We start from the raw sequence: 21,875 nt of genomic DNA on the forward strand, positions 1-21,875 counted from the left end.
GCGTTCAGCGGGGACGGGTCGCGGTGGGCGACGCCGGGGCCGCGGCCGGGGCGGGCGTCGGGCGGGGAGCCGGGGCAGGTGTCGGGCGGAGAGCCGGGGCAGTTGCCGCCGGGACGGCCGGGACCGCGGGGACCGCCGGGACCGCCGGGACCGCCGGGGTCAGCGGAGGGGCCGGCGCCCGCTCGGGAACGACCAGCAGCATGCCCGCCTCGATCTCCTCGGGCCGCTCGCCGATCAGCTCCCGGTTCGCCTCGTACAGCGCCCGCCATCCGCCCGGCACCACGTGCTTGCGCGCGATCGTCACCAGCGTGTCCCCGGCCCGCACCACGTGCATCCGCCCGGCCAGCCCGTACCGCTTCGAGCACACCGGCCACGCGTCCCAGCCCTGCCGGCCGATCACGTCCTCCGCGACCCGGATCTGCTGCGCCCGGCTCGCCAGGTCCGCCCGCGGCGCGAACGCGGGCCCCCCGTACTCCACCCACGTCGGCTGCCAGAACTGCAGCCCGCCGTAGAAGCCGTTGCCGGTGTTGATCGCCCAGCGCCCGCTGCTCTCGCAGTCGGCGACACAGTCCCAGGGCCACTGCCCGCCCGGTCCGCAGTCCCCCGGCCCGCTCCCGACCAGGCCCGGCGAACCGGGGTGCGCCGCCCCCGCGGGCCCGGGAGCGGGCGGCGGCGGTGCCGCTCCGGCCGCCGCCGTACCGGAGGGGAGTACGAGGACCAGTACGGCGGCGACGGCAGCGGCACCGGCGGCCCGCCGGATCCGGAGGTGGGACATCGGGTCACGCTACGCGGCCTCCGCCGCCCTCCCGGCCCGGCGCACCGGGAGCGCCCCGCGCCCCACCCGGTCGGCCGACCGGCCGCCCTCCCCCCGAACGGCCATCCTCGGCCAGCAACTGCGCACAAGCAGAAAACAGTTGGCACGAAAAAGAAGCTCCGGTCGGACGGTTCACTCCTCCGGGGGCCCGGTTCGATTCCGTTCCCTCCAACGGCGTGACCCCGGCTGCCGCCGGGCCGTTGATCCCGGCGAGCCGGGAACCGCCCGGCCCCCGCACCTATGCCGAGGAGCCACCCCGTGCCGCGCATGCTCGACGTCAGTGATGAGGTACGTGCCGAGATCGGTGACGAAGAAGCCGACAGGCTGCTCGTCGGCGAGGACGCGCCGCGCAGTTACGACTGCACCTCCTGCCGCACCCCGGGCGACCCCGAGAACGACCGCACCAGCACGGTGCTGTTCGTCGGCGAGGAGACCGCCGTCCTCGCCTTCGCCCACGCCACCTGCATCCCCTCGCAGGTCGTCTCCGTGTCCGAGGAGCAGCTCCAGGGCGCCGTCGCCAGCATCACCGGCGACAGCCCGGCCCCCGGCGCGCCCGCAGCCGCCGGTGCCCCGCAGAACGTGCCCGGCGGCCAGGCGGTCCTCGGCATCACCAGCGGCCTGATCCTGATCGGCGGCGAGCTCCACCCCGCCCTCGTCGTCGAGCCGACCGCGCCGATCGCCCGCCCCGGCAGCGACGGCCCCGGCGACGACTTCCTCCCGCTCCTCATCGAGCAGGGCTTCATCCCGGTCACGGACACCGCCGGGCTCCCCACCGCACTGAACGGCTGGTCGGTCCTGCTCGCCGGCGGCCAGCTGCACGCCGTCCTCCAGCCGGGCGCCGAGGGCGGCCGTCCCGTCGCCTGGTGGCAGGCGCACCAGGCGCTGTCGGTCACCGACGGCTGGCGGGCCGCCGTCAACAAGACCCAGCGCGTGCTCATCTACGCAGCCCCGGTCGGCTCCATCGGCCAGCAGCCCCGTGAGGACCTGCTGCGCGACGCGCTGGACAAGGCGGCCGCCGCGGGCAAGCTCGTGGCCGCCTCGATGCCCCTGGCGGGCACGCCGGGCGCCTGATCCCAGCCGGTTCCGAACGGCCGCCCGGCCCCCCGCCGAGGGGGCCGGGCGGCGTGCGCCGGGGGTGTGTGGTCCGTCCCGCACACCCCCGGCGATCTGCGTTTTCCGGGCCGCCACCCCGCATCCGCAAGGCGCTCGTTTCGTTGGCTGATACGTGCATCCATACGACTCCTCCCGCGCCCCGTCCCGTACGAGCACCGTCTCGCACACCCCGATCTACGACGCCCTGTATTCGGAGTACCTGCGGGCCTTCCGCGCGCTGCCGGGCGACCGTACGGGCGAGGAGGACCTCGGGTTCACGGCCTTCTCGCACGGGGGCGGGTACACCGGCACGATCAGCTCCTACGGCAGCAGTTCGTACGGCAGTGGCTCGTACAGCGGCTGGAACGGTCCGTCATGGCAGGAGCCCGACGGCCGGCAGTCCCCCTACCTCCCGCAGCCTCAGCCCCAGCCGTCGTACTCGTACGCGGGCGGCTCCGGATACGCCGACGGGCGGCAGCGCCAGACCGGGATGACACACGTCCCGGCGGCCCTGCCGCCCGCTCCGCGACGGGGCTACTGACCCCGCCGGCCGCGTACCGCGCCTGCTACTTCTTCTTCTTGTACTGGGCGCCGCGCTTCTCGCGCACCCGCACCGAGATGTGGATGGGGGTGCCCTCGAAGCCGAACTCCTCGCGCAGCCGGCGCTCGATGAAGCGCCGGTAGCCGTGCTCCAGGAAGCCCGAGGCGAAGAGGACGAACCGCGGCGGCTTGCTGCCCGCCTGGGTGCCGAACAGGATGCGGGGCTGCTTGCCGCCGCGGATCGGGTGCGGGTGGGCGGCGACGACCTCACCGAGGAAGGCGTTCAGGCGGCCGGTGGGGACGCGCGTCTCCCAGCCCGCGAGGGCGGTCTCGATCGCCGGGACCAGCTTCTCCATGTGGCGGCCGGTGAGCGCCGAGACGTTCACCCGGGGCGCCCAGGCCACCTGCTGCATCTCGGTCTCGATCTCGCGCTCGAGGTAGTAGCGGCGCTCCTCGTCGAGCTCGTCCCACTTGTTGTACGCGATCACGATCGCGCGGCCCGCCTCGACGGCCATGGTGATGATGCGCTGGTCCTGGACGCTGATCGTCTCGGTGGTGTCGATCAGGATGACCGCCACCTCCGCCTTCTCCACGGCCGCGGCCGTGCGCAGCGAGGCGTAGTAGTCGGCGCCCTGCTGGAGATGGACCTTCTTGCGGATGCCCGCGGTGTCGACGAACTTCCAGGTGATGCCGCCGAGCTCGATCAGCTCGTCGACCGGGTCGCGGGTGGTGCCGGCCAGCTCGTTGACGACGACACGGTCCTCCCTGGCGACCTTGTTGAGCAGCGAGGACTTGCCGACGTTCGGGCGGCCGATCAGCGCGATGCGGCGCGGGCCGCCGAGGGCCGCGCCGCCGAAGGTCTGCTCCGGGGCCTCCGGCAGGGCTTCGAGCACCGCGTCCAGCATGTCGCCGGTGCCGCGGCCGTGCAGCGAGGAGACCGGGTGCGGCATGCCGAGGCCCAGCGACCACAGGGAGGCCGCGTCGGACTCGCCGCTCTGGCCGTCGACCTTGTTGGCGCACAGCACGACGGGCTTGCCGGCCTTGCGCAGCAGGCGGACGACGGCCTCGTCGGTGTCGGTGGCGCCGACCTTGGCGTCGACGACGAAGACCACGGCGTCGGCGGCCTCGATGGCGTACTCGGCCTGGGCGGCGACGGAGGCGTCGATGCCGAGGACGTCCTGCTCCCAGCCGCCGGTGTCGACGACCTTGAAGCGGCGGCCGGCCCATTCGGCCTCGTAGGTGACGCGGTCGCGGGTGACGCCCGGCTTGTCCTCGACGACCGCCTCACGGCGGCCGATGATGCGGTTCACCAGGGTCGACTTGCCGACATTGGGCCGGCCTACGACGGCGAGGACGGGGAGGGGGCCGGCAGCGGCCTCCTCAAGGGCACCTTCGACGTCCTCGATGTCGAAGCCCTCTTCCGCGGCGAGCTCCATGAACTCCGCGTACTCGGCATCGCCAAGTGCTCCGTGGTCGTGCTGGTCGTTCATGAAGTCCGTTCCTCGTCGATCGTGGTGGTCGGTGGTACCCGCGCAGCGCGGTCCCACTACTAGGTCAAGTCTCGCTCAGCGCCCGGTGAGGCGCTTGGCATCGGCCAGGTGGGCGGTCAGCCGGTCCTGGATGCGTACGGTGGCCTCGTCCAGCGCCGTACGGGTACGGCGGCCGGTGCCGTCCCCGGCGTCGAAGGCCGACCCGAAGACGACGTCGACCCGGCTCTTGAACGCGGGCAGGCCCTTGACGAGCCGCCCGCGGGTGTCGCCGCTGCCGAGCACGGCCACCGGCACGATGGGCGCGCCGCTGCGGACCGCGAAGTACGCGAGGCCCGCACGCAGCGAGGCGAAGTCGCCCTCGCCCCGGGTTCCCTCGGGAAATATCCCCAGGGCCCCTCCATTGTCGAGCACGCCGAGGGCGCGGCTTATCGCCTTCCGGTCGGTTCCGCTGCGGTCGACCTTGACCTGCCCGATCCCTTCGAGGAAGGGGCCGAGCGGGCCGACGTACGCTTCCTTCTTGATCAGGAAGTGCAGGGGCCGCGGCGCGGTCCCCATCACCATCGGGCCGTCGATGTTGTGCGAGTGGTTCACGGCAAGGATGACAGGGCCGGAGGCGGGCACCTTCCAGGCGCCGAGCACGCGGGGCTTCCACAGCCCGTACATGAGCCCGATGCCGATGCGCCTGCCGACCGCCGCACCCTTGAGGGAGGGCGCTTCGCTCACTTGCGGCCCGCCCGCTTCTCTTCCACCAGCGTCACGACGCACTCGATCACCTGGTCGAGGGTGAGCTCGGTGGTGTCGACCTCCACGGCGTCGCCGGCCTTGGCCAGCGGGGAGGTCTTGCGGCCGGAGTCGGCCGCGTCGCGCTTGATGAGCGCCTCCTTGGTGGCCGCGAGGTCCACGGCCTCCTTGCCGCGGAGCTCACCGCTGCGCCGGGCGGCGCGCGCCTCGGCGGAGGCGGTCAGGAAGATCTTGAGGTCTGCGTCGGGCAGGACGGTGGTGCCGATGTCCCGGCCCTCGACGACGATGCCCTCGGCCTCTTCGGCCGCCTGGGCGGCGATGGAACGCTGGAGCTCGGTGATGAGGGTGCGCACCTCGGGGACGGCGCTGACCGCGCTGACCTTGGAGGTGACCTCCTGGGTGCGGATGGGGCCGGCGGCGTCCAGACCGTCCACGGTGATGGTGGGGGCGGCCGGGTCGGTGCCGGAGACGATGGCGGGCTTGCCTGCGGCGACCGCGATGGCCTGCGGGTCGTCGGTGTCGACACCGTTGACGATCATCCACCAGGTGATGGCCCGGTACTGCGCGCCGGTGTCCAGGTAGCGCAGGCCGAGCTTGGCGGCCACGGCCTTGGAGGTGCTGGACTTGCCCGTGCCGGAGGGGCCGTCGATGGCGACGATCACGGCTGCCGGAGCTGCGGTTTCCACGGTGCGGGCACCTTCCTGGTTGCGCGTACGTGTCCGGGCGCGCCAAAGCGCCCCTCCCCAAGGTTACCGGCCCCGGGAACCCCCCGGCCCCGCGCGCCCGATCCCGGGCGCCACGCCCTGCCCGAGCCGGGCGCCACAGCGGCCCGGGCCGGTCGCAGCGCCCGGCCCGCGCCCGGCGTCGTACCCGGCGCGCGCGGTGTCGTACCCGGCCGGGATCCGGCCGGCGGCCTACTGCTGGCGCAGCGCCCAGCCCCGCTCGCGCAGCTCGGCCGTCAGGCCAGCCACCGCCCGCGGCTCCACCATCAGCTGGACCAGACCGGCCTGCTGACCCGTCGCGTGCTCGATCCGCACGTCCTCGATGTTGACCCCGGCCCGCCCCGCGTCGGCGAAGATCCGGGCCAGCTCGCCCGGCTGGTCGCTGATGAGGACGGCCACCGTCTCGTAGACCGTCGGCGCCGCGCCGTGCTTGCCCGGCACCCGGACCCGGCCCGCGTTCCCGCGCCGCAGTACGTCCTCGATGCCCGCCGCGCCGCCGCGCCGCTTCTCCACGTCGGCCGACTGGAGGCCGCGCAGCGCCTCCACGGTCTCCTCCAGGTCGGCGGCGATCCCGGCCAGGACGTCGGCCACCGGGCCCGGGTTCGCCGACAGGATCTCCACCCACATCCGCGGGTCGGAGGCCGCGATGCGGGTGACGTCGCGGATGCCCTGTCCGCACAGCCGGACCGTCGTCTCGTCGGCCTCCTCCAGCCGCGCGGCGACCATGCTCGACACGAGCTGCGGGGTGTGCGAGACGAGCGCCACGGCCCGGTCGTGCGCGTCCGCGTCCATCACCACGGGCACGGCCCGGCACAGGGACACCATCTCCAGCGCGAGGTTCAGCACCTCGTGGTCCGTGTCCCGGGTGGGGGTCAGCACCCACGGGCGGCCCTCGAAGAGGTCCGCGGTGCCGGCCAGGGGCCCGGACCGCTCCTTGCCCGCCATCGGATGCGTCCCGATGTACGCGGTCACGTCGACGCCGAGCGCCGCCAGCTCCCGGCGCGGTCCGCCCTTGACGCTGGCCACGTCCACGTACGCCCGCGCCACCCCGCGGCCGATCGCGTCGGCCAGTGTCGCGGCCACGTGGGCCGGGGGTACGGCGACGATCGCGAGGTCGACCGTGCCCTTCGGGGGCTCGTCCGTACCGGCGCCGAGCGCGGCCGCCGTATGGGCCTGGGCCGGGTCGTGGTCGACGAGGTGCACGGTGATGCCGCGGGCGGTCAGGGCGAGCGCCGCGGAGGTGCCGATCAGTCCGGTTCCGATGACGACGGCGGTTCTCACGAGGACTCCAGGGTTGCGGACGGCGCGGTGACGGGACTGCCCGGCCAGAGTAGCCAGCCGGGACCCGGGCGCCGTCGTGTCAGATCCGCTGCTGCTTGATGACGTCCTCCAACGAGCCGGACGGCAGCGCTCCCCCGGGGGTCAGCCTGTCGACCGCCGACGGCAGCTGCTGCGCGATCTCCTCGGCCGCCTTCTGCGGGTTGACGCCCGCCTGTTCGGCGACCTTGCGCAGGGTCTCGTCGGGCAGCGCCCCGGCACTCTGCTCACCGGTGACGGGCTGGTTCTCGCCGGTGCCGACCCAGGACTGCGCCTGGTCGGCGAGCCCGGCCTTGCCGAGCACGTCCAGCAGGCCGCCGAGCGGGTTGCCCCCGCTCCCTGCGGCCGGCTGTGCGGCGCCGCCGGAGCCGGAGCCGGAGCCGCCCATGAGCGCGCCGAGCAGCGATCCGAGGATGTTGCCGCCGCCACCGGAGCCGCCCTTGCCGCCTCCGCCCAGGAGGCCGCCGAGGAGGGAACCGAGGTCGCTGCTCGCCATGGTCACGCCTTCGATGAGGGACCGGGCCGCGCGACGGCGGGCGTACCCGGCTTCAGGACACGGACAATGTCACCCATGGCGGACACTGCCGCCACCTGGCGCACGCGCCGCTCCCGGCCCCTGCGGTAGAACGATCGACATGATCTTCCACCTCGTCCCGCTCGCCGACTGGACCGCCGAGCCCGAACTGCCGTACGCCCCGCCCTCGCTCGGCGCGGAGGGTTTCGTGCACTGTTCGGCGGACCGCCCCACGGCGCTCGCGATCGCCGACACGCACTACCGCGGGGTGGCGGAGACCCTGCTCGCGGTGGAACTCGACGAGGACGCCCTGACCGCCGAGGTCCGCCGCGAGGGTCAATCCGGCGGCCTGTACCCGCACGTCCACGGCCCGTTGAACCGGAGCGCCGTGATCCGCGTGTGGGAGGTGGTACGCCCACCCGGCAGTCCCGCCACACTGGCCCCATGGCCGCCGGGCCACTGAAATGGCGCGGCAGGCTTCTCCCGGGGCCCGCCGCAGGCCAGGATGCTGATCGCCATCCGGCCACGAAGCGAGGAGAGATACGCATGAGCGACCCCACGAACACGGTCCGGCGCACGGTGCTCGCGGCAGGCGCGGCCGCCCTGGCAGGGGGCGCGCTCACCGCCTGCGGCGGTGACGGCGAGAAGAAGCCCGCGAACGAGTCGGGGAGCGCGCCCGCCGTCTCCGCCCCGTCGTCCCAGCCGGACGGCTCGCAGCCGGCGGGGGGCGGGAAGGCCATCGCCAAGGCGGCGGACGTGCCGGTGGGCGGCGGCAAGGTGCTGAAGGAGGAGAAGCTGGTCGTCACCCAGCCCACCGCCGGGTCCTTCCGCTGCTTCAGCGCGGTCTGCACCCACCAGGGCTGCCTGGTGAACAAGGTGGCGGACGGCACCATCGACTGCCCCTGCCACGGCAGCAGGTTCGCGGTCGCGGACGGCGCCGTGACCAAGGGACCGGCCACCAGCCCGCTCCCGGAAAAGAAGATCACGGTCGCGGCGGACGGCAGTATCTCGCTCGCATAGCGGCAGGCCGGGAGCCTAGGCTCCGCGGATGGACGAACTGACGCTGGTACGGGACCACACGGTCTACCAGTGCGTGATGGGCTCCCGGGCCTTCGGGCTGGCGACGGAGGCGAGCGACACCGACCGGCGTGGTGTCTACCTCGCCCCGACGCCGCTGTTCTGGCGGTTCGGGAAGCCCCCCACGCATGTGGAGGGCCCTCGGGACGAGGAGTTCTCCTGGGAGCTGGAACGCTTCTGCGAACTGGCCCTGCGCGCCAACCCGAACATCCTGGAGTGCCTGCACTCCCCCCTGGTGGAACAGCTGACGCCGGTCGGCGAGGAGTTGCTCTCCCTGCGCGAGGCCTTCCTCTCCCGCCGGGCCCACACCAGCTTCAGCCGGTACGCGGTCTCCCAGCGCGGCAAACTCCTCGCGGACGTCCGCAACCACGGCGCCGCGCGCTGGAAGCACGCCATGCACCTGCTGCGCCTGCTCCTGTCCTGCCGCGACCTCCTGCGCTCGGGCCGCCTGAGCATCGACGCGGGCCCGTACCGCGACCGCCTCCTCGCCGTCCGGCGCGGCGAGTTCACGTGGGACGAGGCCGACGCCTGGATGTCCCGCCTCGTGGCGGAGACCGAGACGGCCCTCGCCACCACCCCGCTCCCCGCGGAGCCCGACCACGCCCGCGTCGAGGACTTCCTCGTCCGCACCCGCCGCGCGTCAGCCGCCGCCCGCTAGGTTCTGTCGTACAGGTGGGCGCCCGGCGCCGTGGCGAAGAGCGGCGGGCGGGGCCGCTCCGTCACGACGGGGGCCGGGTCGGGTCGGGACTCAACGCGTCCAGCGTGGGTCACGCGTCCCAGAGGGCGCCGAAGGCCAGGAGTTCGTCGCGGTACTCGATGCGGCCCTCCCAGTCGCGGGGCCAGGCTCCCGCCCCGAGGTGGGCCCCGGCGAAGGCGCCCGCGAGGCAGGCGATGGAGTCGGAGTCGCCCCTCGTGCAGGCCGCGCGGCGAAGGGCCAGGAGGGGTTCCTCCGGGAAGAGCAGGAAGCACTGCAGGGCCGTGGCGAGGGCCTCCTCCGCGATCCAGCCGTCACCCGTGGTCAGGCAGGGGTCCGTCTCCGGGGACGGGCTGCGCAGGGCGGCCGCCAGCCGGTCCAGGACCTCCAGGCACTCGTCCCAGCCGCGCGCGATGAAGGATTCCGGCGAGGCGTCGGAGGCGGTCCGCATCCACAGGTCACCCAGCCAGCGCTCGTGGTAGCGGGTGCGGTTCTCCAGCGCGTACGAACGCAGCCGCCCGACCAGGCCCGTCACCTCGGTGCCGGCCGCCAGCAGGTACACCGCCCGCGCCGTCAGGTCGGAGGCCGCGAGCGCCGTGGGGTGGCCGTGGGTGAGGGCCGACTGGAGCTGGGCGGCGCCGGCGCGCTCTTCCTCCGTCCAGCCGGGGACGAGGCCTATCGGGGCCACCCGCATGTTCGCACCGCAGCCCTTGGAGCCGATCTGGCTGGCGTCGCGCCAGTCCCGGTCGGGGGTGTTCAGCAGCCGGCAGGCCGTCATGCAGGTGCGGCCCGGGGCCCGGTTGTTCTCCGGGGAGTGGTACCAGTCCACGAACTCCTCGCGGACCGGCCGGGTCAGGCGCAGCGGGCCCACCGGGCCCCGCTCGGCGGCCGTGCGCATGCCGCGGGCCAGCGCGAGGGTCATCTGGGTGTCGTCCGAGACGATCGCCGGGCGCGGGAGGCGCATGTCGCGCCAGGGGCCGGTCTTGGCCAGGATCGTGGGTACTTCGTTGAACTCGGTCGGGAAGCCGAGGGCGTCGCCCAGGGCCAGGCCGATCAGGGCGCCCGTCGCGGCTCGCTTGGTCATCGGGTGGATCCTTCCGGTCGCAGCAGGGGTGGGTGGAGGGTGGTCGCCGGACCGGGCCGGTAGAGGGCGGCCGGTTTGCCGCGGCCGCCGGTCAGCCGGGCCGCGCCCGGCACGGCCTCGACGAATCCCGGTGTCGCGAGGACCTTGCGGCGGAAGTTGGGCCGGTCGAGGGTGGTGTTCCAGACGGTCTCGTAGACGGACTGGAGCTCGCCGAGGGTGAATTCGGGCGGGCAGAAGCCGGTGGCCAGGCAGGTGTACTCCAGCTTGGAGCCGATCCGCTCCCGCGCGTCCGCCAGGATCACCGCGTGGTCGAAGGCCAGCTCCGAGACCTCCCCGAGCGCGACCCAGCGGGCGTGGGCCGCGTCCCCGCCGCCCTCCGCCGCCGGCTCCGGCAGGTCGGGTACGAGCGCGGTGAAGGCCACCGAGACCACCCGCATCCGGGGGTCCCGGTCCGGCTCGCTGTACGTGCGCAACTGCTCCAGGTGCAGGCCGGTCACCACGGCCGCCGACAGGCCGGTCTCCTCGGCCAGTTCGCGCCGGGCGGCGGTCTCGGCGGACTCCCTCGGCAGGACGAAGCCGCCGGGCAGCGCCCAGGCCCCGGCGTACGGCTCCTGGCCGCGCCGGATCAGCAGGACGTGCAGGGCCCCGTCGCGGACCGTGAAGACGGCCAGGTCGACGGTCACCGCGAACGGCTCGAAGGCGAGCGGAGCGAGATGGGGGTCCCCCCGGCCGGAGGCTGGGGGAGGGTCATAGCCGGCGGTCATCGGTTCTCCGGGAGGGGGTCGGTGAAGTGCCAGCCCTCGGCCAGCAGTCCGTCCACGGCCCGGACGGCCGCTTCCAGCCGGGCCGCCCGGTCCCCGCGCACGACGAGGTAACGCCTCCCGGTGCGCTCCAGTTCCTCCCGGAACCGCTCCGTCATCCAGGGCCGCAGGTGCGGCCCGTCCCGCAGTCCGTCGTCCTCGAAGGGCACGTCGGCGTGGTCGGTCAGCAGGTACAGGTCCCGCCGGGTCCGGTCGGCGATCCGCTCGACCTCGGCGTTGCGGCCGTCCATGTACCGCTCGTGCCAGATCCCGGTCGCGAAGGAGTCGGTGTCGCAGAACAGCACCGGGGAGCCGAGCCGGGCGGCCTGCTCCTCGTCCGCGTCCTGGTGGCGGGCGATGAGCGGGAACTCCTCCGAGGTGAAGGAGATGTCCGCCCAGGAGGCCGCCGGGTCGGCCGCGCGGGCCGCCGCCAGTTTCTCCTCGCTGTACCGGCGGCCGTACTCGGCGACCCAGCCCGTCCCGGCCCAGACGCCGCCGCGCCGCCGGTAGTGGTCCGCCAGGGCCCGCGAGAGCGTGGTGGTGCCGGTGGACTCCGCCCCGAGGACGACGACCCGCCGGGTCAGGGCGGCCCGCACGGCCGGCCCGAGGAACTCCCAGGAGCCGACCGGGTCGCCCCGCACCGCCGTCCCCGACACCGGGAACAGCGTCCGTTCCGGGTCCACCAGGACCTCCTCGGCGCCGAAGCGCCGGGCGAGTTCGCTGCCGTACTCCTCGGAGGTGAACACGGCGTCCACCGGCCCAGGTACCGCGCCGCGGAACACCGCCATGTGCGCCTCCCAGATCGCCGGGTCGTGCAGGTCGACCGGGATGTCGTCCACCGCGCCGACGACCTCGGCCGCCGGGTGCGCCTCGCGCATCCACGCGACCCGGTCGGCGAGCGGGACGGACTCGACGGAGGCCGCGCACACCAGCACGGTCAGCCGCTCGCACTGGTCCTGGGCGGTGCGCACCAGGTGGTGGTGGCCGGCGTGCGGCGGGTAGAACTTGCCGAGGACCAGGCCGTGCCCGTGGCGCCTCATGCCGTCGCCTCCGCCGCGGTGCGGGTACCCGGCGCGGGCAGCGTGCGCCGCCAGCCGAGGAGTCCGACCACGCACAGGGCGAGGAAGCCCACGTAGAGCGCGGAGGTCAGGTAGAGCCCCTTGTGGGCGTAGAGCGGGATGTAGACGAGGTCGGCCGCGATCCACAGCCACCAGGACTCGACGAGCTTGCGGCACTGTCCGTAGGTGGCGAGGAGCGAGAGCCCGGTGGTCAGAGCGTCCCAGAACGGGACGGTGGAGTCGGTGGCCCGGCTCAGCAGCAGGGTGAGCGCGAGCACCCCCACCGCCCCCGCCGCGGCGAGCACGGCCCATTCGGTGCGCGTGGTGCGGCGCACCGGCAGGGCCTCGGCGGATCCTGGTCCACCCCCGTGGGTCCAGGACCACCAGCCGTAGGCGGCGAGGGCGATGAAGACGATCTGGAGCCCGGCGTCGGCGTAGAGGCCGGCCTGGGCGAAGAGCACGATGAAGAAGACGTTGTTGGCGATGCCGATCGGCCAGTTGGCGACGTGCTGCCGGGCGACCAGCCAGACGCACAGGGCGCCGGTGGCGAAGCCGAGCACTTCGGTCCAGCTCATGGTCCAGCTCATTGCCGACCCCCTCACTCCGTTTAATAGTCACATTGACTATAAACAGGGATCGGGGTGTCCGGCAAGCAAAAACCCGCGGCGCCCTGGGGGCACCGCGGGTTTTCGTGGTCGGACCGGCCGCCTGTGCGGCGACCGGCCTGCGTCCTAGAGGCCGACCTCGCGCATCAGCATGCCGACCTCGGTGTTGGTCAGGCGGCGCAGCCATCCGGACTTCTGGTCGCCCAGCTCGATCGGACCGAAGGAGGTCCGCACCAGCTTCTCGACCGGGAAGCCGGCCTCCGCCATCATGCGGCGGACGATGTGCTTGCGGCCCTCGTGGAGGGTGACCTCGACCAGGTAGTTCTTGCCGACCTGGTCGACGACGCGGAAGTGGTCGGCGCGGGCGTACCCGTCCTCCAGCTCGATGCCGTCCTTGAGGCGCTTGCCGATCTCGCGCGGCAGCGGGCCGGTGATCGCGGCGACGTAGGTCTTCTTCACGCCGTACTTCGGGTGCGTGAGGCGGTGGGCCAGCTCGCCGTGGTTGGTGAGCAGGATGATGCCCTCGGTCTCGGTGTCGAGCCGGCCGACGTGGAAGAGACGCGTCTCACGGTTGGTGACGTAGTCGCCCAGGCACTGCCGTCCGTCCGGGTCCTCCATGGTGGAGACGACACCGGCGGGCTTGTTCAGCGCGAAGAAGAGGTACGACTGGGTGGCGACGGTCAGGCCGTCCACCTTGATCTCGTCCTTCGGCAGGACGCGCTTGCCCTGCTCCAGCACGATCTCGCCGTTGACCTCGACGCGGGCCTGCTCGATGAGCTCCTCGCAGGCGCGGCGCGAGCCCATGCCGGCGCGGGCGAGCACCTTCTGCAGGCGCTCCCCCTCCTCCTCGGCACCCGGGAAGGTCTTCGGCGTCTTGATCACGGGCTTGTCCGCGTACCGGTCGCGCACGCGCTCCTCGATCCGCGCGTCCAGCTCACGCGGGCGGGACTGGCCGCTGCGGCTGCCGGGACCGCTGCGCGGGCCGCCGGCCCCGCCGATGCCGGGGGTCTTGGAGGTCTTGGGGCCGCCCTTGGCGCCACCGCGCGCGGCCGCGCCGCGGGCACCGCCGCCGCCGGCCTTGGGGCCGCTGCGGCGGCTGCGCTCGCCCTCGGGGCCCACGTCGTAGCGACGCTCCTCGGGGCGCGGGTTGCGGATGCGCTGGGGCGCCTGGTCGCGGTCGCGCGAGTCGGAGCCGCCACCCTGGTAGCCACCGCCGGAGGAAGAGCCGCCGCGGTAGCCACCGCCGCCGCCGGAGGAGCCGCCACGGGAGCCGCCCCCACCGGAGGAGCCGCCACCCTGGTAGCCGCCGCCGGAGGAAGAGCCGCCGCGGTAACCACCGCCGGAGGAGCCGCCACGGGAGCCGCCGCTGCCGGAGGAGCCGCCGCGGGAGCCGCCCCCACCGGAGGAGGAGCCGCCGCGGTAACCACCGCCGCCGCCGGAGGAGCTGCCGCCGCGGGAGTTGCCGCGCGCGCCACCACCCCCGCCGCCGCTGTTCCTGTTGCCGCCGCCGTTACCGTTGCTTCGCATCAAATGTCCGTCGTCTTGTCGTCGTCTTCATCGGTATCCGGTGAGTCCGGATCGAACGACGGCACACCTTCTTGCGTCTCGGCTTCGATCGCGTCCGCCTCGGGGAGGAAGGGCGCGAGCTCCGGGAGCTCGTCCAGGCCTCTGAGGCCCATCCGCTCCAAAAAGTGGTTCGTCGTCCTGTACAGGATCGCACCTGTTTCGGGTTCCGTCCCCGCCTCCTCCACCAGACCCCGCTGGAGGAGGGTCCGCATGACCCCGTCGCAGTTGACTCCGCGGACCGCCGAGACCCGCGACCGGCTCACCGGCTGGCGGTACGCGACGACCGCCAGGGTCTCCAGTGCCGCCTGGGTGAGACGGGCCTGCTGGCCGTCCAGTACGAAGCCCTCGACGGCCGGGGCGTACTCCGCCCGGGTGTAGAACCGCCAGCCGCCGGCGACCGGGCGCAGCTCGAAACCACGGCCCTGGAGGGTGTACTCGTCGGCGAGTTCGCGCAGGGCGTCCGCCACCTCGCGCGGGGTGCGCTCCAGCACCTTGGCGAGGTGCGCCTCGGTCGCGGGCTCGTCCACGACCATGAGGACGGCCTCCAGGGCCGGCTTCAGCTCCAGCGCGGCCACCGCGCTCACGTCGCTGCTCAATCCTTCGCCTCCACGATCCGGTCGAACTCGTCGGTCACGGCCGGCATGCCGTCGCCGTCCCCGCCGCTCCAGCGCACGGTCAGGGTCTGCAGGGCCTCCTCCTGGTCCAGGGCCACCGCCTTCTCGCGGTAGAGCTCCAGGAGCGCCAGGAAACGCGCGACGACGGTGAGGGTGTCCTCGGCGTCCTCGGTGAGCTCCTGGAAGGTGGCCTCGCCGCGGGTCTTCAGCATCCGTACGACGAGCCCGGCCTGCTCGCGCACGCTGACGAGCGGCGCGTGGATGTGTTCCACGTAGACCTGGGGCCTGGCCTTGGGCTGCATGGCCTTGACGGCGAGGCGGGCGAACCCCTCCGGGCCGATGCTGATGACGACCTCGGGCAGCAGGTCCGCGTGGTGCGGCTCCAGCCCCACGGTCCGCGGGTACCGCCTGCCCTCACCCTCGGCCCGCCGCTCGAAGATCTCGGCGATCTGCTTGTACGCCCGGTACTGCAGGAGGCGCGCGAAGAGCAGGTCGCGGGCCTCCAGCAGGGCGAGGTCGGCCTCGTCCTCGACCTCGGCGGCCGGCAGCAGCCGGGCGGCCTTCAGGTCCAGCAGGGTGGCGGCGACGACGAGGAACTCGGTGGTCTGGTCGAGGTCCCAGTCGGGGCCCATGGCCCGGATGTGGGCCATGAACTCGTCGGTGACCTTCGACAGCGCGACCTCGGTGACGTCGAGCTTGTGCCGTGAGATCAGCTGGAGCAGCAGGTCGAAGGGCCCCTCGAAGTTGGCGAGCCGCAACGTGAACCGCCCGTCGCCTCCGGCGGGGCCCGCCGCGTGCGGGTCCCCGGGCCCCGTCCGGGCCCGGGAACCGACCGGCGTCCCGCCGTCGGCGACGCCCGGCCCGTCGCACAGCCCGGCCGGCGCCGCGACCTCGGCCGTTGCCGGGAGGTCGGCCGGGGCCTCGGCTGTGGTGTGGGCCCCGGCTGAGGCCCTGCGCTTCGCCGGGGCCGGAAGCTCAGCCGCGGCCACGGACTCCGCCGGGGCCGGGGCCGGAGGCTCGGCCACGGTCAGAGACACAGCCGGGCCCTGGGCACGGGCCGGGAGCTCGGCCTGGGTCAGGGATTCAGCCAGAGCCGAGAGCTCGGCCGGGACCGGGGCACCCGGAGCCGGAAGCTCAGCCGCGGTCACGGACTCCGACGGGGCCGGGGCCTCGGCCGGGGCCGGGGCCGGAAACTCGGCCGGGGTCAGGTGATCAACCAGGGCCAAGGGCTCCGCCGGAGCCTGGGCCTCGGCAACGGGCTCCGCCGCGGCCGGGAGCCCGGTCGGGGCCAGCAGATCAGCCGCAGTCACGGACTCCGCCGGGGCCGGGGGCTCGGACGCGGTCGGGGGCTCCGCCGGAGGGCGGGACCCTTCGCGGGCCTCAGGGGCCCCGCCAGCGGGCCCGGGGGGCTCTGGGGGCTCCGCCCCGCCGTCGGGCCGTCCCCGCCGCGCAGCGGGCGACTCAGGGCCGTCCTGCGGCGCACCGGGCCCGCGGCCCAGGAGTCGCCTGGTCGGTCGGCCGGGTACGGCGGGGAAGGGCATGGCGGTCCAGGTGGTGCGGAACGGGGTGGCAGGCGCAGGGGCCCGCGGGGTCACCCGCTGGCCACGAGCAGCCTAAGGGCTGTCCCGCGGTCCCCGGCGGATCAGCGCACGGCGTCAGATGCGCGGCACCGCAGGACGCAGGGGCGCCCCCTACCAGGCGTATCCGGGTGTTCCGACAGCGTCGCGGCCGGCGTCGTGCGCCCGCCGGGGATGTCGCTCACCCACCGGGGACCGCGGGCCGGTCCGGGGGGCGTCCTCCCGCTCCGGCCGGACGAGCCCGCCGGGCCGAGCCGGATCGGGCCCGGCACGACAGGGAGGACGGGGCCGATGCGGCCGGTCAGCGCCCGCGCAGGCGTCGTACGAGAATGCTCGCGTCCCCGCGGGATTCGAGATCGGCGAGGACGACCGCCACCGCCTCGCGGACGATGCGGCCGCGGTCGACGGCCAGGCCGTGCTCCCCGCGCAGCACCAGCCGCGCGTGCTCCAGGTCCATGAGCTCCTCGGCGGAGACGTAGACCGTGATCTTCTCGTCGTGCCGCTCGCGCCCGCTGGGCCGCCGGTTGGCGCCCCGACCCTGTCCCTTGCCCCGCCGGTCCGGCTGGGCCGCCCCGTGGGCGGAGCTGACAGAACCTTCCTGCGGCCGCCGGGGTGCGCCCACCGCGGGCTCCGGGCCGGACTCGGCCTCCCGGCTGCGGCCCTCCCCCGCCGGGCCCTCGGCCGTGGAGGCCGAGTGCTCGGCGGCAGGCGCCTCGTCGGCGCCCCGCCTCGGCGAGGAGGACTGCAGGGCCATCCCGCCGGTCGTACGGAACAGTTCGTCGGCTCCCGGCAGACTCACTCGGCGTGACACCGGGCGAGCACCTCCCTGGCCAGCTGGCGATAGGCGGCGGCGCCGACGGAGTTGGACGCGTACGTCGTGATCGGCTCACCGGCGACCGTGGTCTCCGGGAAGCGCACCGTCCGGCCGATGACCGTGTGGTAGACGTGGTCGTCGAAGGCCTCGACGACGCGCGCCAGCACCTCACGGCTGTGCACCGTCCGGGAGTCGTACATCGTGGCGAGGATGCCGTCGAGCTCCAGCTCGGGGTTGAGCCGCTCCTGCACCTTCTCGATGGTCTCGGTCAGCAGCGCCACGCCGCGCAGCGCGAAGAACTCGCACTCCAGCGGGACGATGACCTTGTGAGCCGCCGTCAGGGCGTTCACGGTCAGCAGACCGAGCGAGGGCTGACAGTCGATCACGATGTAGTCGTAGTCGGGCAACAGGGGCTTCAGGGCCCGCTGCAGGGTGGACTCGCGGGCGACCTCGCTGACCAACTGCACTTCGGCAGCGGACAGGTCGATGTTGCTCGGCAGCAGGTCCATGTTGGGGACCGCCGTCTTGAGCAGCACTTCGTCGGCCGACATGCCCCGCTCCATGAGCAGGTTGTAGACCGTCAGGTCGAGTTCCATCGGGTTCACGCCGAGGCCCACGGACAGCGCGCCCTGCGGGTCGAAGTCGACGAGCAGCACGCGCCGCCCGTACTCGGCGAGGGCGGCACCCAGGTTGATGGTCGACGTGGTCTTGCCCACGCCGCCCTTCTGGTTGCACATCGCGATGATCTTCGCCGGACCGTGGTCGGTCAGCGGACCCGGGATGGGGAAGTACGGGAGCGGGCGTCCGGTCGGGCCGATCCTCTCCCGGCGCTGGCGGGCAGCGTCGGGGGCGAGGGTGGCCGCGTACTCGGGGTCCGGTTCGTACTCCGCGTCCGGGTCGTAGAAGTGCCCTTCGGGCACGTTGTCGTAGTCGGCGAAACCTACGGGCTTTTCGCCGCTCAGGTCGCCGGCCCTGGAGTTCACGTCTAGGCCGTCCATGCTCTTTTGGGGCGTCGTCATGTGCTGGTGGTTTGCGAAGGTGCGGACTGCGACGGAGCCGACAGCCTCGAGCCCGGCGGGGCTTTGGCCCCGCTCCGGCGTCCCTGCTCGACCACCCCCAGGAGCAATTGTCGACTCATTCACAAGTCGTCTTACCTCCTCGGACGTGACCAGGACACTTATCGATAGGTCAGCGTGGCACCATGCCGACGGTTGGCGACTCTATGGCGTGTCACCGCCCAGCGGCAACACAATCCACCGGACCCGGCACGATGTGTCGGCAACCGAACACCACTCTGTCAAGGGCGCGCGAGCTGTCGTCGCGAAATTTCGCGGGTGTGCGAAAGGGTTAAAGGGTTACGTTCGAGGCGAGTTGAGCGGCTCCGCGGCGACCTCCGCAAACGCGTCCGGCCGGACCTTGCGGGCAAGGTCCGGCCGGATACGTGAGATTGACGTCAGTCGTTGACGTTTCAGCCGAGCAGCGTGCTCAGCTCAAGGGTCTGCAGGCCGTGGGCCTCGGCGACCGGACCGTAAACGACCTGGCCGTCATGGGTGTTGAGGCCCAGCGCGAGCGCGGGGTCACGACGCAGCGCCTCGACCCAGCCGAGGTTCGCGAGCTGCACGATGTAGGGCAGCGTGGCGTTCGTCAGCGCGTAGGTGGAGGTGTTCGGCACCGCGCCCGGCATGTTGGCGACGCAGTAGAAGACCGAGTTGTGGACCTTGAAGGTCGGCTCGGCGTGGGTGGTCGGACGGGAGTCCTCGAAGCAGCCGCCCTGGTCGATCGCAATGTCGACAAGGACACTTCCGGGCTTCATCTTGGCGACGAGCTCGTTGGTGACCAGCTTCGGCGCCTTCGCACCCGGGATCAGCACCGCGCCGATGACGAGGTCGGCCTCGACGACGGCCTTCTCCAGCTCGTAGGCGTTGGAGACGATCGTCTTGATCTTCGTGCCGAAGATCTTGTCGGCCTCGCGGAGCTTGTTGATGTCGCGGTCCAGCAGGGTCACGTGGAAGCCCATGCCGATGGCGATCTGCGCGGCGTTCCAGCCGGAGACGCCGCCGCCGATGACCACGCACTCGCCGGCGTGGGTGCCGGGGACGCCGCCGGGGAGCACGCCGCGGCCGCCGGCCGAGCGCATCAGGTGGTAGGCGCCGACCTGCGGGGCCAGGCGGCCCGCGACCTCGGACATCGGGGCGAGCAGCGGCAGCGCGCGGTTGGCGAGCTCGACCGTCTCGTACGCGATGGCGGTGGTGCCGGACTCCAGCAGGGCGTCCGTGCACTCACGGGAGGCCGCGAGGTGCAGGTAGGTGAAGAGGGTCTGGTCCTTGCGGAGACGGTGGTACTCCTCCGCGATGGGCTCCTTGACCTTCAGCAGCAGGTCCGCGGTCGCCCAGACCTCGTCGGCGGTGCCGAGGATCTCGGCTCCGGCGGCGACGTACTCGGCGTCCGTGATCGAGGAGCCGACACCGGCGTTCTGCTCGATGAAGACCTGGTGGCCGTTACGGACCAGCTCATGCACGCCGGCGGGCGTGATGGCGACCCGGAACTCGTTGTTCTTGACCTCGCGGGGGATGCCGACCTTCATCGTCGATCACGGTCCTTGGCTCAGGGGATATTACGGGGTACTTCCATACATACCCGCCCACAAGTACGCGCAACGGGATGCACCACGGGATGCCGCGGTGAAGCCAGTCTAATGAAGGACGACGCGCTGTCTAGCCTTGCAAACAAATAATCTCAGTCGGAATCACTACGGATTTCGCAGGCTGCGGGATCGTCTCCCAGCAATCTGTCGGCTGCGGAGCGGTGCAGCCGGGCGGCCGCGGGGTCCCCCAGCCGGTCGAGCGTGTCGGCCAGCCGGACCTGCAGCGCGGCCTGCAGCCGCTGGTCCCCCGCGCGCCGCGCCAGCTCCACCGCCTCCCGGCAGGTGTGCAGCGACTCCTCGGGGCGGCCGGCGTACTCCTGGACCCGTGCCATCTCGCTCAAGGCCTTTGCCTGACCCGGGACATCGGCCAGGCGGCGGTAGCCCGCGGCGGCGGCCCGCCAGCTGCGCAGCGCGTCCCCGTACCGGCCGGCGTACGTGTGTACGTTTCCGAGCCGCCCATACAGCCGGGCCTCGTCCGAACGCTCCCCCCGCGCGAGGGCATGGGCCAGCGCCCGGCCGAACCAGTCGGAAGCCCGGTGCCAGTCCGCCAGCTCCTGGTAGGCGCCGCCTACGGATTCCATCGCGCGGCCCGTCGCGTACGGGTCGTTCGCGGCCCGTCCGGCCTGCAGCGCGGCCCGGTAGCGGTCGAGGGCCTCCTGGGTCCGCCCGGTCGCGGCGTCCAGGTCCGCCAGGTTCAGCAGTGCGGCGGCCCGCTCCCGGTGCAGCCCCCGCCGCTCGGCCACCCCCAGGACCAGCCGGTGCAGCCCGTACAGCTCGGGGGCGGCCTCGGCGGTGCCGCGGTGCTCCGCGAGGGCCCGCACGAGGGCGGCCACCAGCCTGCGGGCCAGGGTGTCCAGCTCGCCGTCGGCCACGGCCAGGGTGGCCGCCGCCGAGAGCGCGGGCAGCCGGGTGTCGAGCCAGGCGGCGGCGGCCCGCCGGTCGGGGAAGCGCAGGGCGCGCGGCAGCCCCTCCAGCTTCTCCCGTACGTCCAGGCCGTCGTCCTCGGCCTCGGCCATGGCCCGGCAGGAGTGCAGCAGCCGTACGGTGCGCTCCAGCATCCGGGCCCGCGCGAGCTGGACCTCGGCGGGGCGCTCCTTGGTCTCCAGCAGGGCCTGGAGCTGGGGCACGAGGCAGCCGGGCAGCAGGAACAGGCCGTCGGGGGCGTGGCGCAGCAGGCCCAGCCCGGCGAAGTCGTCGAGCGTGGACTGGGCCGCGGCGACGGAGCAGCCGGCGAGGGCGGAGGCGGTGTGCGAGTCGACGAGGCCGGCGGGGGCCAGCGGCAGCAGCCGCAGGGTCCGCTGGGCGGGCTGCGGCAGGGACTCGTAGACGAGGCGGAAGCCCCGGCCGAGCGGGCCGCCGCCGGCGGGCATGTCGTGCAGCTGCTTGGCCACGTCGGAGACGGAGGCCTTGGGCCGGGCGGCGAGCCAGCCGCCGACGAGGGCCAGTGCGGCGGGCTGGCCGCCGCACTCCTCGGCGAGGGTCTCGGCGGCGCGGGGGTCGGCGGTGACGCGGGTGTCGCCGATGCGCTGCGCGAGCATCTCCACGGCGGAGGGGGTGTCCAGTCCGCCGAGGGTGCACGGACGGACATCCGGAATCCCGGTGAGCGGCCCCTCCGCGGTGACCACGACGAGGCACTCGGGGGTGTCCGGCAGCAGGGCGTCGACCTGGTGCGGGTCGGCGGCGTCGTCGACGAGGATGACCACCCGGCGCCCGTCGAGCGCGGTGCGCAGGGCGGAGCTGAGCTCGTCCTCGCCGGCCCCGGGCGGGGTGGACTGTCCCAGCCCCTCCAGAAGGCCCCTCACGGCCCGCTCGGTTTCGACGGTCTCCCCGCCGGGTTCGGTGAGGCGGGTCCGGAGCACCCCGTCGGGGTACTGCCCGGCGACCTCGCGCACGAACTCCTCGGCGAGAGCGGTCCGCCCGGATCCCGGCCGGCCGGCGACCAGCAGCACGCGGGCGCGGGGTGCCTTGGCCTTGCGGCCCGAGAGGGTGTCGAGCCCGGTCCGTGCGATGTCCTCGCGCAGCTCCTTGAGCTCACGCCGCCGCCCGACGAAATCCGCCACGGATCCGCTCCTCTCCCTGCCTTCGGATTGCGAGCGTAGTTCACGCAGAGCG

Annotated in this window: 22 protein-coding genes; 5 read left to right on the forward strand and 17 right to left on the reverse strand. The window is 73.4% G+C overall.

Going from position 1 to position 21,875, the window contains the following annotated elements; translation table 11 throughout:
* Positions 1-4 precede the first annotated feature (4 nt).
* Complete coding sequence (locus ACFCZ1_RS19680) at positions 5-775, reverse strand: transglycosylase family protein (RefSeq protein ID WP_376679539.1); 771 nt, start codon at positions 773-775, stop codon at positions 5-7.
* A 297-nt stretch (positions 776-1,072) separates the two neighbouring features.
* On the opposite strand from ACFCZ1_RS19680, the gene ACFCZ1_RS19685 reads away from it, so the two are divergent.
* Positions 1,073-1,885 (forward strand): hypothetical protein, encoded by an 813-nt coding sequence (locus tag ACFCZ1_RS19685; RefSeq protein ID WP_376679540.1) that lies wholly within the window; start codon positions 1,073-1,075, stop codon positions 1,883-1,885.
* A 154-nt stretch (positions 1,886-2,039) separates the two neighbouring features.
* Positions 2,040-2,447: a hypothetical protein gene (locus ACFCZ1_RS19690; RefSeq protein WP_376679541.1), complete on the forward strand. Its 408-nt coding sequence runs from the start codon at positions 2,040-2,042 to the stop codon at positions 2,445-2,447.
* Positions 2,448-2,472: 25 nt separating this feature from the next.
* Here ACFCZ1_RS19690 and der read toward each other — a convergent pair whose 3' ends face one another.
* The 5 genes from der to ACFCZ1_RS19715 form a co-directional block, all read right to left on the reverse strand.
* A complete protein-coding gene (gene der, locus ACFCZ1_RS19695) occupies positions 2,473-3,936 on the reverse strand; it encodes a ribosome biogenesis GTPase Der (protein ID WP_376679542.1) in 1,464 nt (487 codons plus the stop codon).
* Between the two features lie 75 nt (positions 3,937-4,011).
* Positions 4,012-4,599: a lysophospholipid acyltransferase family protein gene (locus tag ACFCZ1_RS19700; protein WP_376679584.1), complete on the reverse strand. Its 588-nt coding sequence runs from the start codon at positions 4,597-4,599 to the stop codon at positions 4,012-4,014.
* A 56-nt stretch (positions 4,600-4,655) separates the two neighbouring features.
* Positions 4,656-5,363, reverse strand: a complete 708-nt coding sequence (gene cmk / locus ACFCZ1_RS19705) for a (d)CMP kinase (RefSeq protein WP_376679543.1) — start codon at positions 5,361-5,363, stop codon at positions 4,656-4,658.
* 228 nt (positions 5,364-5,591) lie between these two features.
* Entirely contained in the window at positions 5,592-6,680 is a 1,089-nt protein-coding gene (locus ACFCZ1_RS19710) for a prephenate dehydrogenase (RefSeq protein WP_376679544.1), read from the reverse strand.
* Positions 6,681-6,759: 79 nt separating this feature from the next.
* Positions 6,760-7,212 (reverse strand): YidB family protein, encoded by a 453-nt coding sequence (locus tag ACFCZ1_RS19715; protein ID WP_376679545.1) that lies wholly within the window; start codon positions 7,210-7,212, stop codon positions 6,760-6,762.
* A gap of 139 nt (positions 7,213-7,351) precedes the next feature.
* Here ACFCZ1_RS19715 and ACFCZ1_RS19720 point away from each other — a divergent pair, with 139 nt between their 5' ends.
* The 3 genes from ACFCZ1_RS19720 to ACFCZ1_RS19730 all read left to right on the forward strand — a co-directional run bounded on the left by ACFCZ1_RS19720 (position 7,352) and on the right by ACFCZ1_RS19730 (position 8,965).
* The gene (locus ACFCZ1_RS19720; RefSeq protein WP_376679546.1) at positions 7,352-7,693 is read left to right on the forward strand and encodes a DUF952 domain-containing protein; all 342 of its coding nucleotides are present in this window, start codon (positions 7,352-7,354) and stop codon (positions 7,691-7,693) included.
* An 83-nt stretch (positions 7,694-7,776) separates the two neighbouring features.
* Positions 7,777-8,250, forward strand: coding sequence for a Rieske (2Fe-2S) protein (locus ACFCZ1_RS19725; protein ID WP_376679547.1), 474 nt, complete (start codon positions 7,777-7,779; stop codon positions 8,248-8,250).
* A 28-nt stretch (positions 8,251-8,278) separates the two neighbouring features.
* On the forward strand, positions 8,279-8,965 hold the full coding sequence (locus ACFCZ1_RS19730) for a DNA polymerase beta superfamily protein (RefSeq protein WP_376679548.1): 687 nt from the start codon (positions 8,279-8,281) through the stop codon (positions 8,963-8,965).
* Positions 8,966-9,074: 109 nt separating this feature from the next.
* On the opposite strand, the gene ACFCZ1_RS19735 is transcribed toward ACFCZ1_RS19730, so the two are convergent.
* From ACFCZ1_RS19735 to ACFCZ1_RS19785, 11 genes are all read right to left on the reverse strand, one after another.
* Entirely contained in the window at positions 9,075-10,085 is a 1,011-nt protein-coding gene (locus ACFCZ1_RS19735; protein WP_376679549.1) for an ADP-ribosylglycohydrolase family protein, read from the reverse strand.
* Positions 10,082-10,849: an NUDIX domain-containing protein gene (locus ACFCZ1_RS19740; RefSeq protein WP_376679550.1), complete on the reverse strand. Its 768-nt coding sequence runs from the start codon at positions 10,847-10,849 to the stop codon at positions 10,082-10,084. The genes ACFCZ1_RS19735 and ACFCZ1_RS19740 overlap by 4 nt, the downstream gene beginning before the upstream one ends.
* A complete protein-coding gene (locus ACFCZ1_RS19745) occupies positions 10,846-11,925 on the reverse strand; it encodes an AAA family ATPase (protein ID WP_376679551.1) in 1,080 nt (359 codons plus the stop codon). Before ACFCZ1_RS19745 ends, ACFCZ1_RS19740 begins: the two co-directional genes overlap by 4 nt.
* Entirely contained in the window at positions 11,922-12,518 is a 597-nt protein-coding gene (pnuC, locus tag ACFCZ1_RS19750) for a nicotinamide riboside transporter PnuC (RefSeq protein ID WP_376679552.1), read from the reverse strand. Before pnuC ends, ACFCZ1_RS19745 begins: the two co-directional genes overlap by 4 nt.
* A 156-nt stretch (positions 12,519-12,674) precedes the next feature.
* Positions 12,675-14,075: a pseudouridine synthase gene (locus ACFCZ1_RS19755; protein ID WP_376679553.1), complete on the reverse strand. Its 1,401-nt coding sequence runs from the start codon at positions 14,073-14,075 to the stop codon at positions 12,675-12,677.
* Positions 14,075-14,647, reverse strand: a complete 573-nt coding sequence (gene scpB, locus ACFCZ1_RS19760; protein ID WP_376679585.1) for an SMC-Scp complex subunit ScpB — start codon at positions 14,645-14,647, stop codon at positions 14,075-14,077. Before scpB ends, ACFCZ1_RS19755 begins: the two co-directional genes overlap by 1 nt.
* Before the next feature lie 59 nt (positions 14,648-14,706).
* Positions 14,707-15,948, reverse strand: a complete 1,242-nt coding sequence (locus ACFCZ1_RS19765; protein WP_376679586.1) for a segregation/condensation protein A — start codon at positions 15,946-15,948, stop codon at positions 14,707-14,709.
* A 658-nt stretch (positions 15,949-16,606) separates the two neighbouring features.
* Positions 16,607-17,116: a hypothetical protein gene (locus ACFCZ1_RS19770; RefSeq protein ID WP_376679554.1), complete on the reverse strand. Its 510-nt coding sequence runs from the start codon at positions 17,114-17,116 to the stop codon at positions 16,607-16,609.
* The gene (locus ACFCZ1_RS19775; RefSeq protein WP_376679555.1) at positions 17,101-18,261 is read right to left on the reverse strand and encodes a ParA family protein; all 1,161 of its coding nucleotides are present in this window, start codon (positions 18,259-18,261) and stop codon (positions 17,101-17,103) included. Before ACFCZ1_RS19775 ends, ACFCZ1_RS19770 begins: the two co-directional genes overlap by 16 nt.
* A gap of 326 nt (positions 18,262-18,587) precedes the next feature.
* A complete protein-coding gene (ald, locus tag ACFCZ1_RS19780) occupies positions 18,588-19,703 on the reverse strand; it encodes an alanine dehydrogenase (RefSeq protein ID WP_376679556.1) in 1,116 nt (371 codons plus the stop codon).
* A gap of 152 nt (positions 19,704-19,855) precedes the next feature.
* Entirely contained in the window at positions 19,856-21,823 is a 1,968-nt protein-coding gene (locus ACFCZ1_RS19785) for a tetratricopeptide repeat protein (RefSeq protein ID WP_376679557.1), read from the reverse strand.
* Positions 21,824-21,875: the final 52 nt, after the last annotated feature.

It is taken from the genome of Streptomyces sp. NPDC056224, from assembly GCF_042267665.1.
GTDB lineage: Bacteria > Actinomycetota > Actinomycetes > Streptomycetales > Streptomycetaceae > Streptomyces.

Coding starts and splice junctions, on each gene's coding strand:
- ACFCZ1_RS19680 (WP_376679539.1), bottom strand. CDS start 775: ATGTCCCACCTCCGGATCCGGCGGGCCGCCGGTGCCGCTGCCGTCGCC.
- der (WP_376679542.1), bottom strand. CDS start 3,936: ATGAACGACCAGCACGACCACGGAGCACTTGGCGATGCCGAGTACGCG.
- ACFCZ1_RS19700 (WP_376679584.1), bottom strand. CDS start 4,599: ATGTACGGGCTGTGGAAGCCCCGCGTGCTCGGCGCCTGGAAGGTGCCC.
- ACFCZ1_RS19715 (WP_376679545.1), bottom strand. CDS start 7,212: ATGGCGAGCAGCGACCTCGGTTCCCTCCTCGGCGGCCTCCTGGGCGGA.
- ACFCZ1_RS19720 (WP_376679546.1), top strand. CDS start 7,352: ATGATCTTCCACCTCGTCCCGCTCGCCGACTGGACCGCCGAGCCCGAA.
- ACFCZ1_RS19725 (WP_376679547.1), top strand. CDS start 7,777: ATGAGCGACCCCACGAACACGGTCCGGCGCACGGTGCTCGCGGCAGGC.
- ACFCZ1_RS19730 (WP_376679548.1), top strand. CDS start 8,279: ATGGACGAACTGACGCTGGTACGGGACCACACGGTCTACCAGTGCGTG.
- ACFCZ1_RS19735 (WP_376679549.1), bottom strand. CDS start 10,085: ATGACCAAGCGAGCCGCGACGGGCGCCCTGATCGGCCTGGCCCTGGGC.
- ACFCZ1_RS19740 (WP_376679550.1), bottom strand. CDS start 10,849: ATGACCGCCGGCTATGACCCTCCCCCAGCCTCCGGCCGGGGGGACCCC.
- ACFCZ1_RS19745 (WP_376679551.1), bottom strand. CDS start 11,925: ATGAGGCGCCACGGGCACGGCCTGGTCCTCGGCAAGTTCTACCCGCCG.
- pnuC (WP_376679552.1), bottom strand. CDS start 12,518: ATGAGCTGGACCGAAGTGCTCGGCTTCGCCACCGGCGCCCTGTGCGTC.
- ACFCZ1_RS19755 (WP_376679553.1), bottom strand. CDS start 14,075: ATGCGAAGCAACGGTAACGGCGGCGGCAACAGGAACAGCGGCGGCGGG.
- scpB (WP_376679585.1), bottom strand. CDS start 14,647: ATGGTCGTGGACGAGCCCGCGACCGAGGCGCACCTCGCCAAGGTGCTG.
- ald (WP_376679556.1), bottom strand. CDS start 19,703: ATGAAGGTCGGCATCCCCCGCGAGGTCAAGAACAACGAGTTCCGGGTC.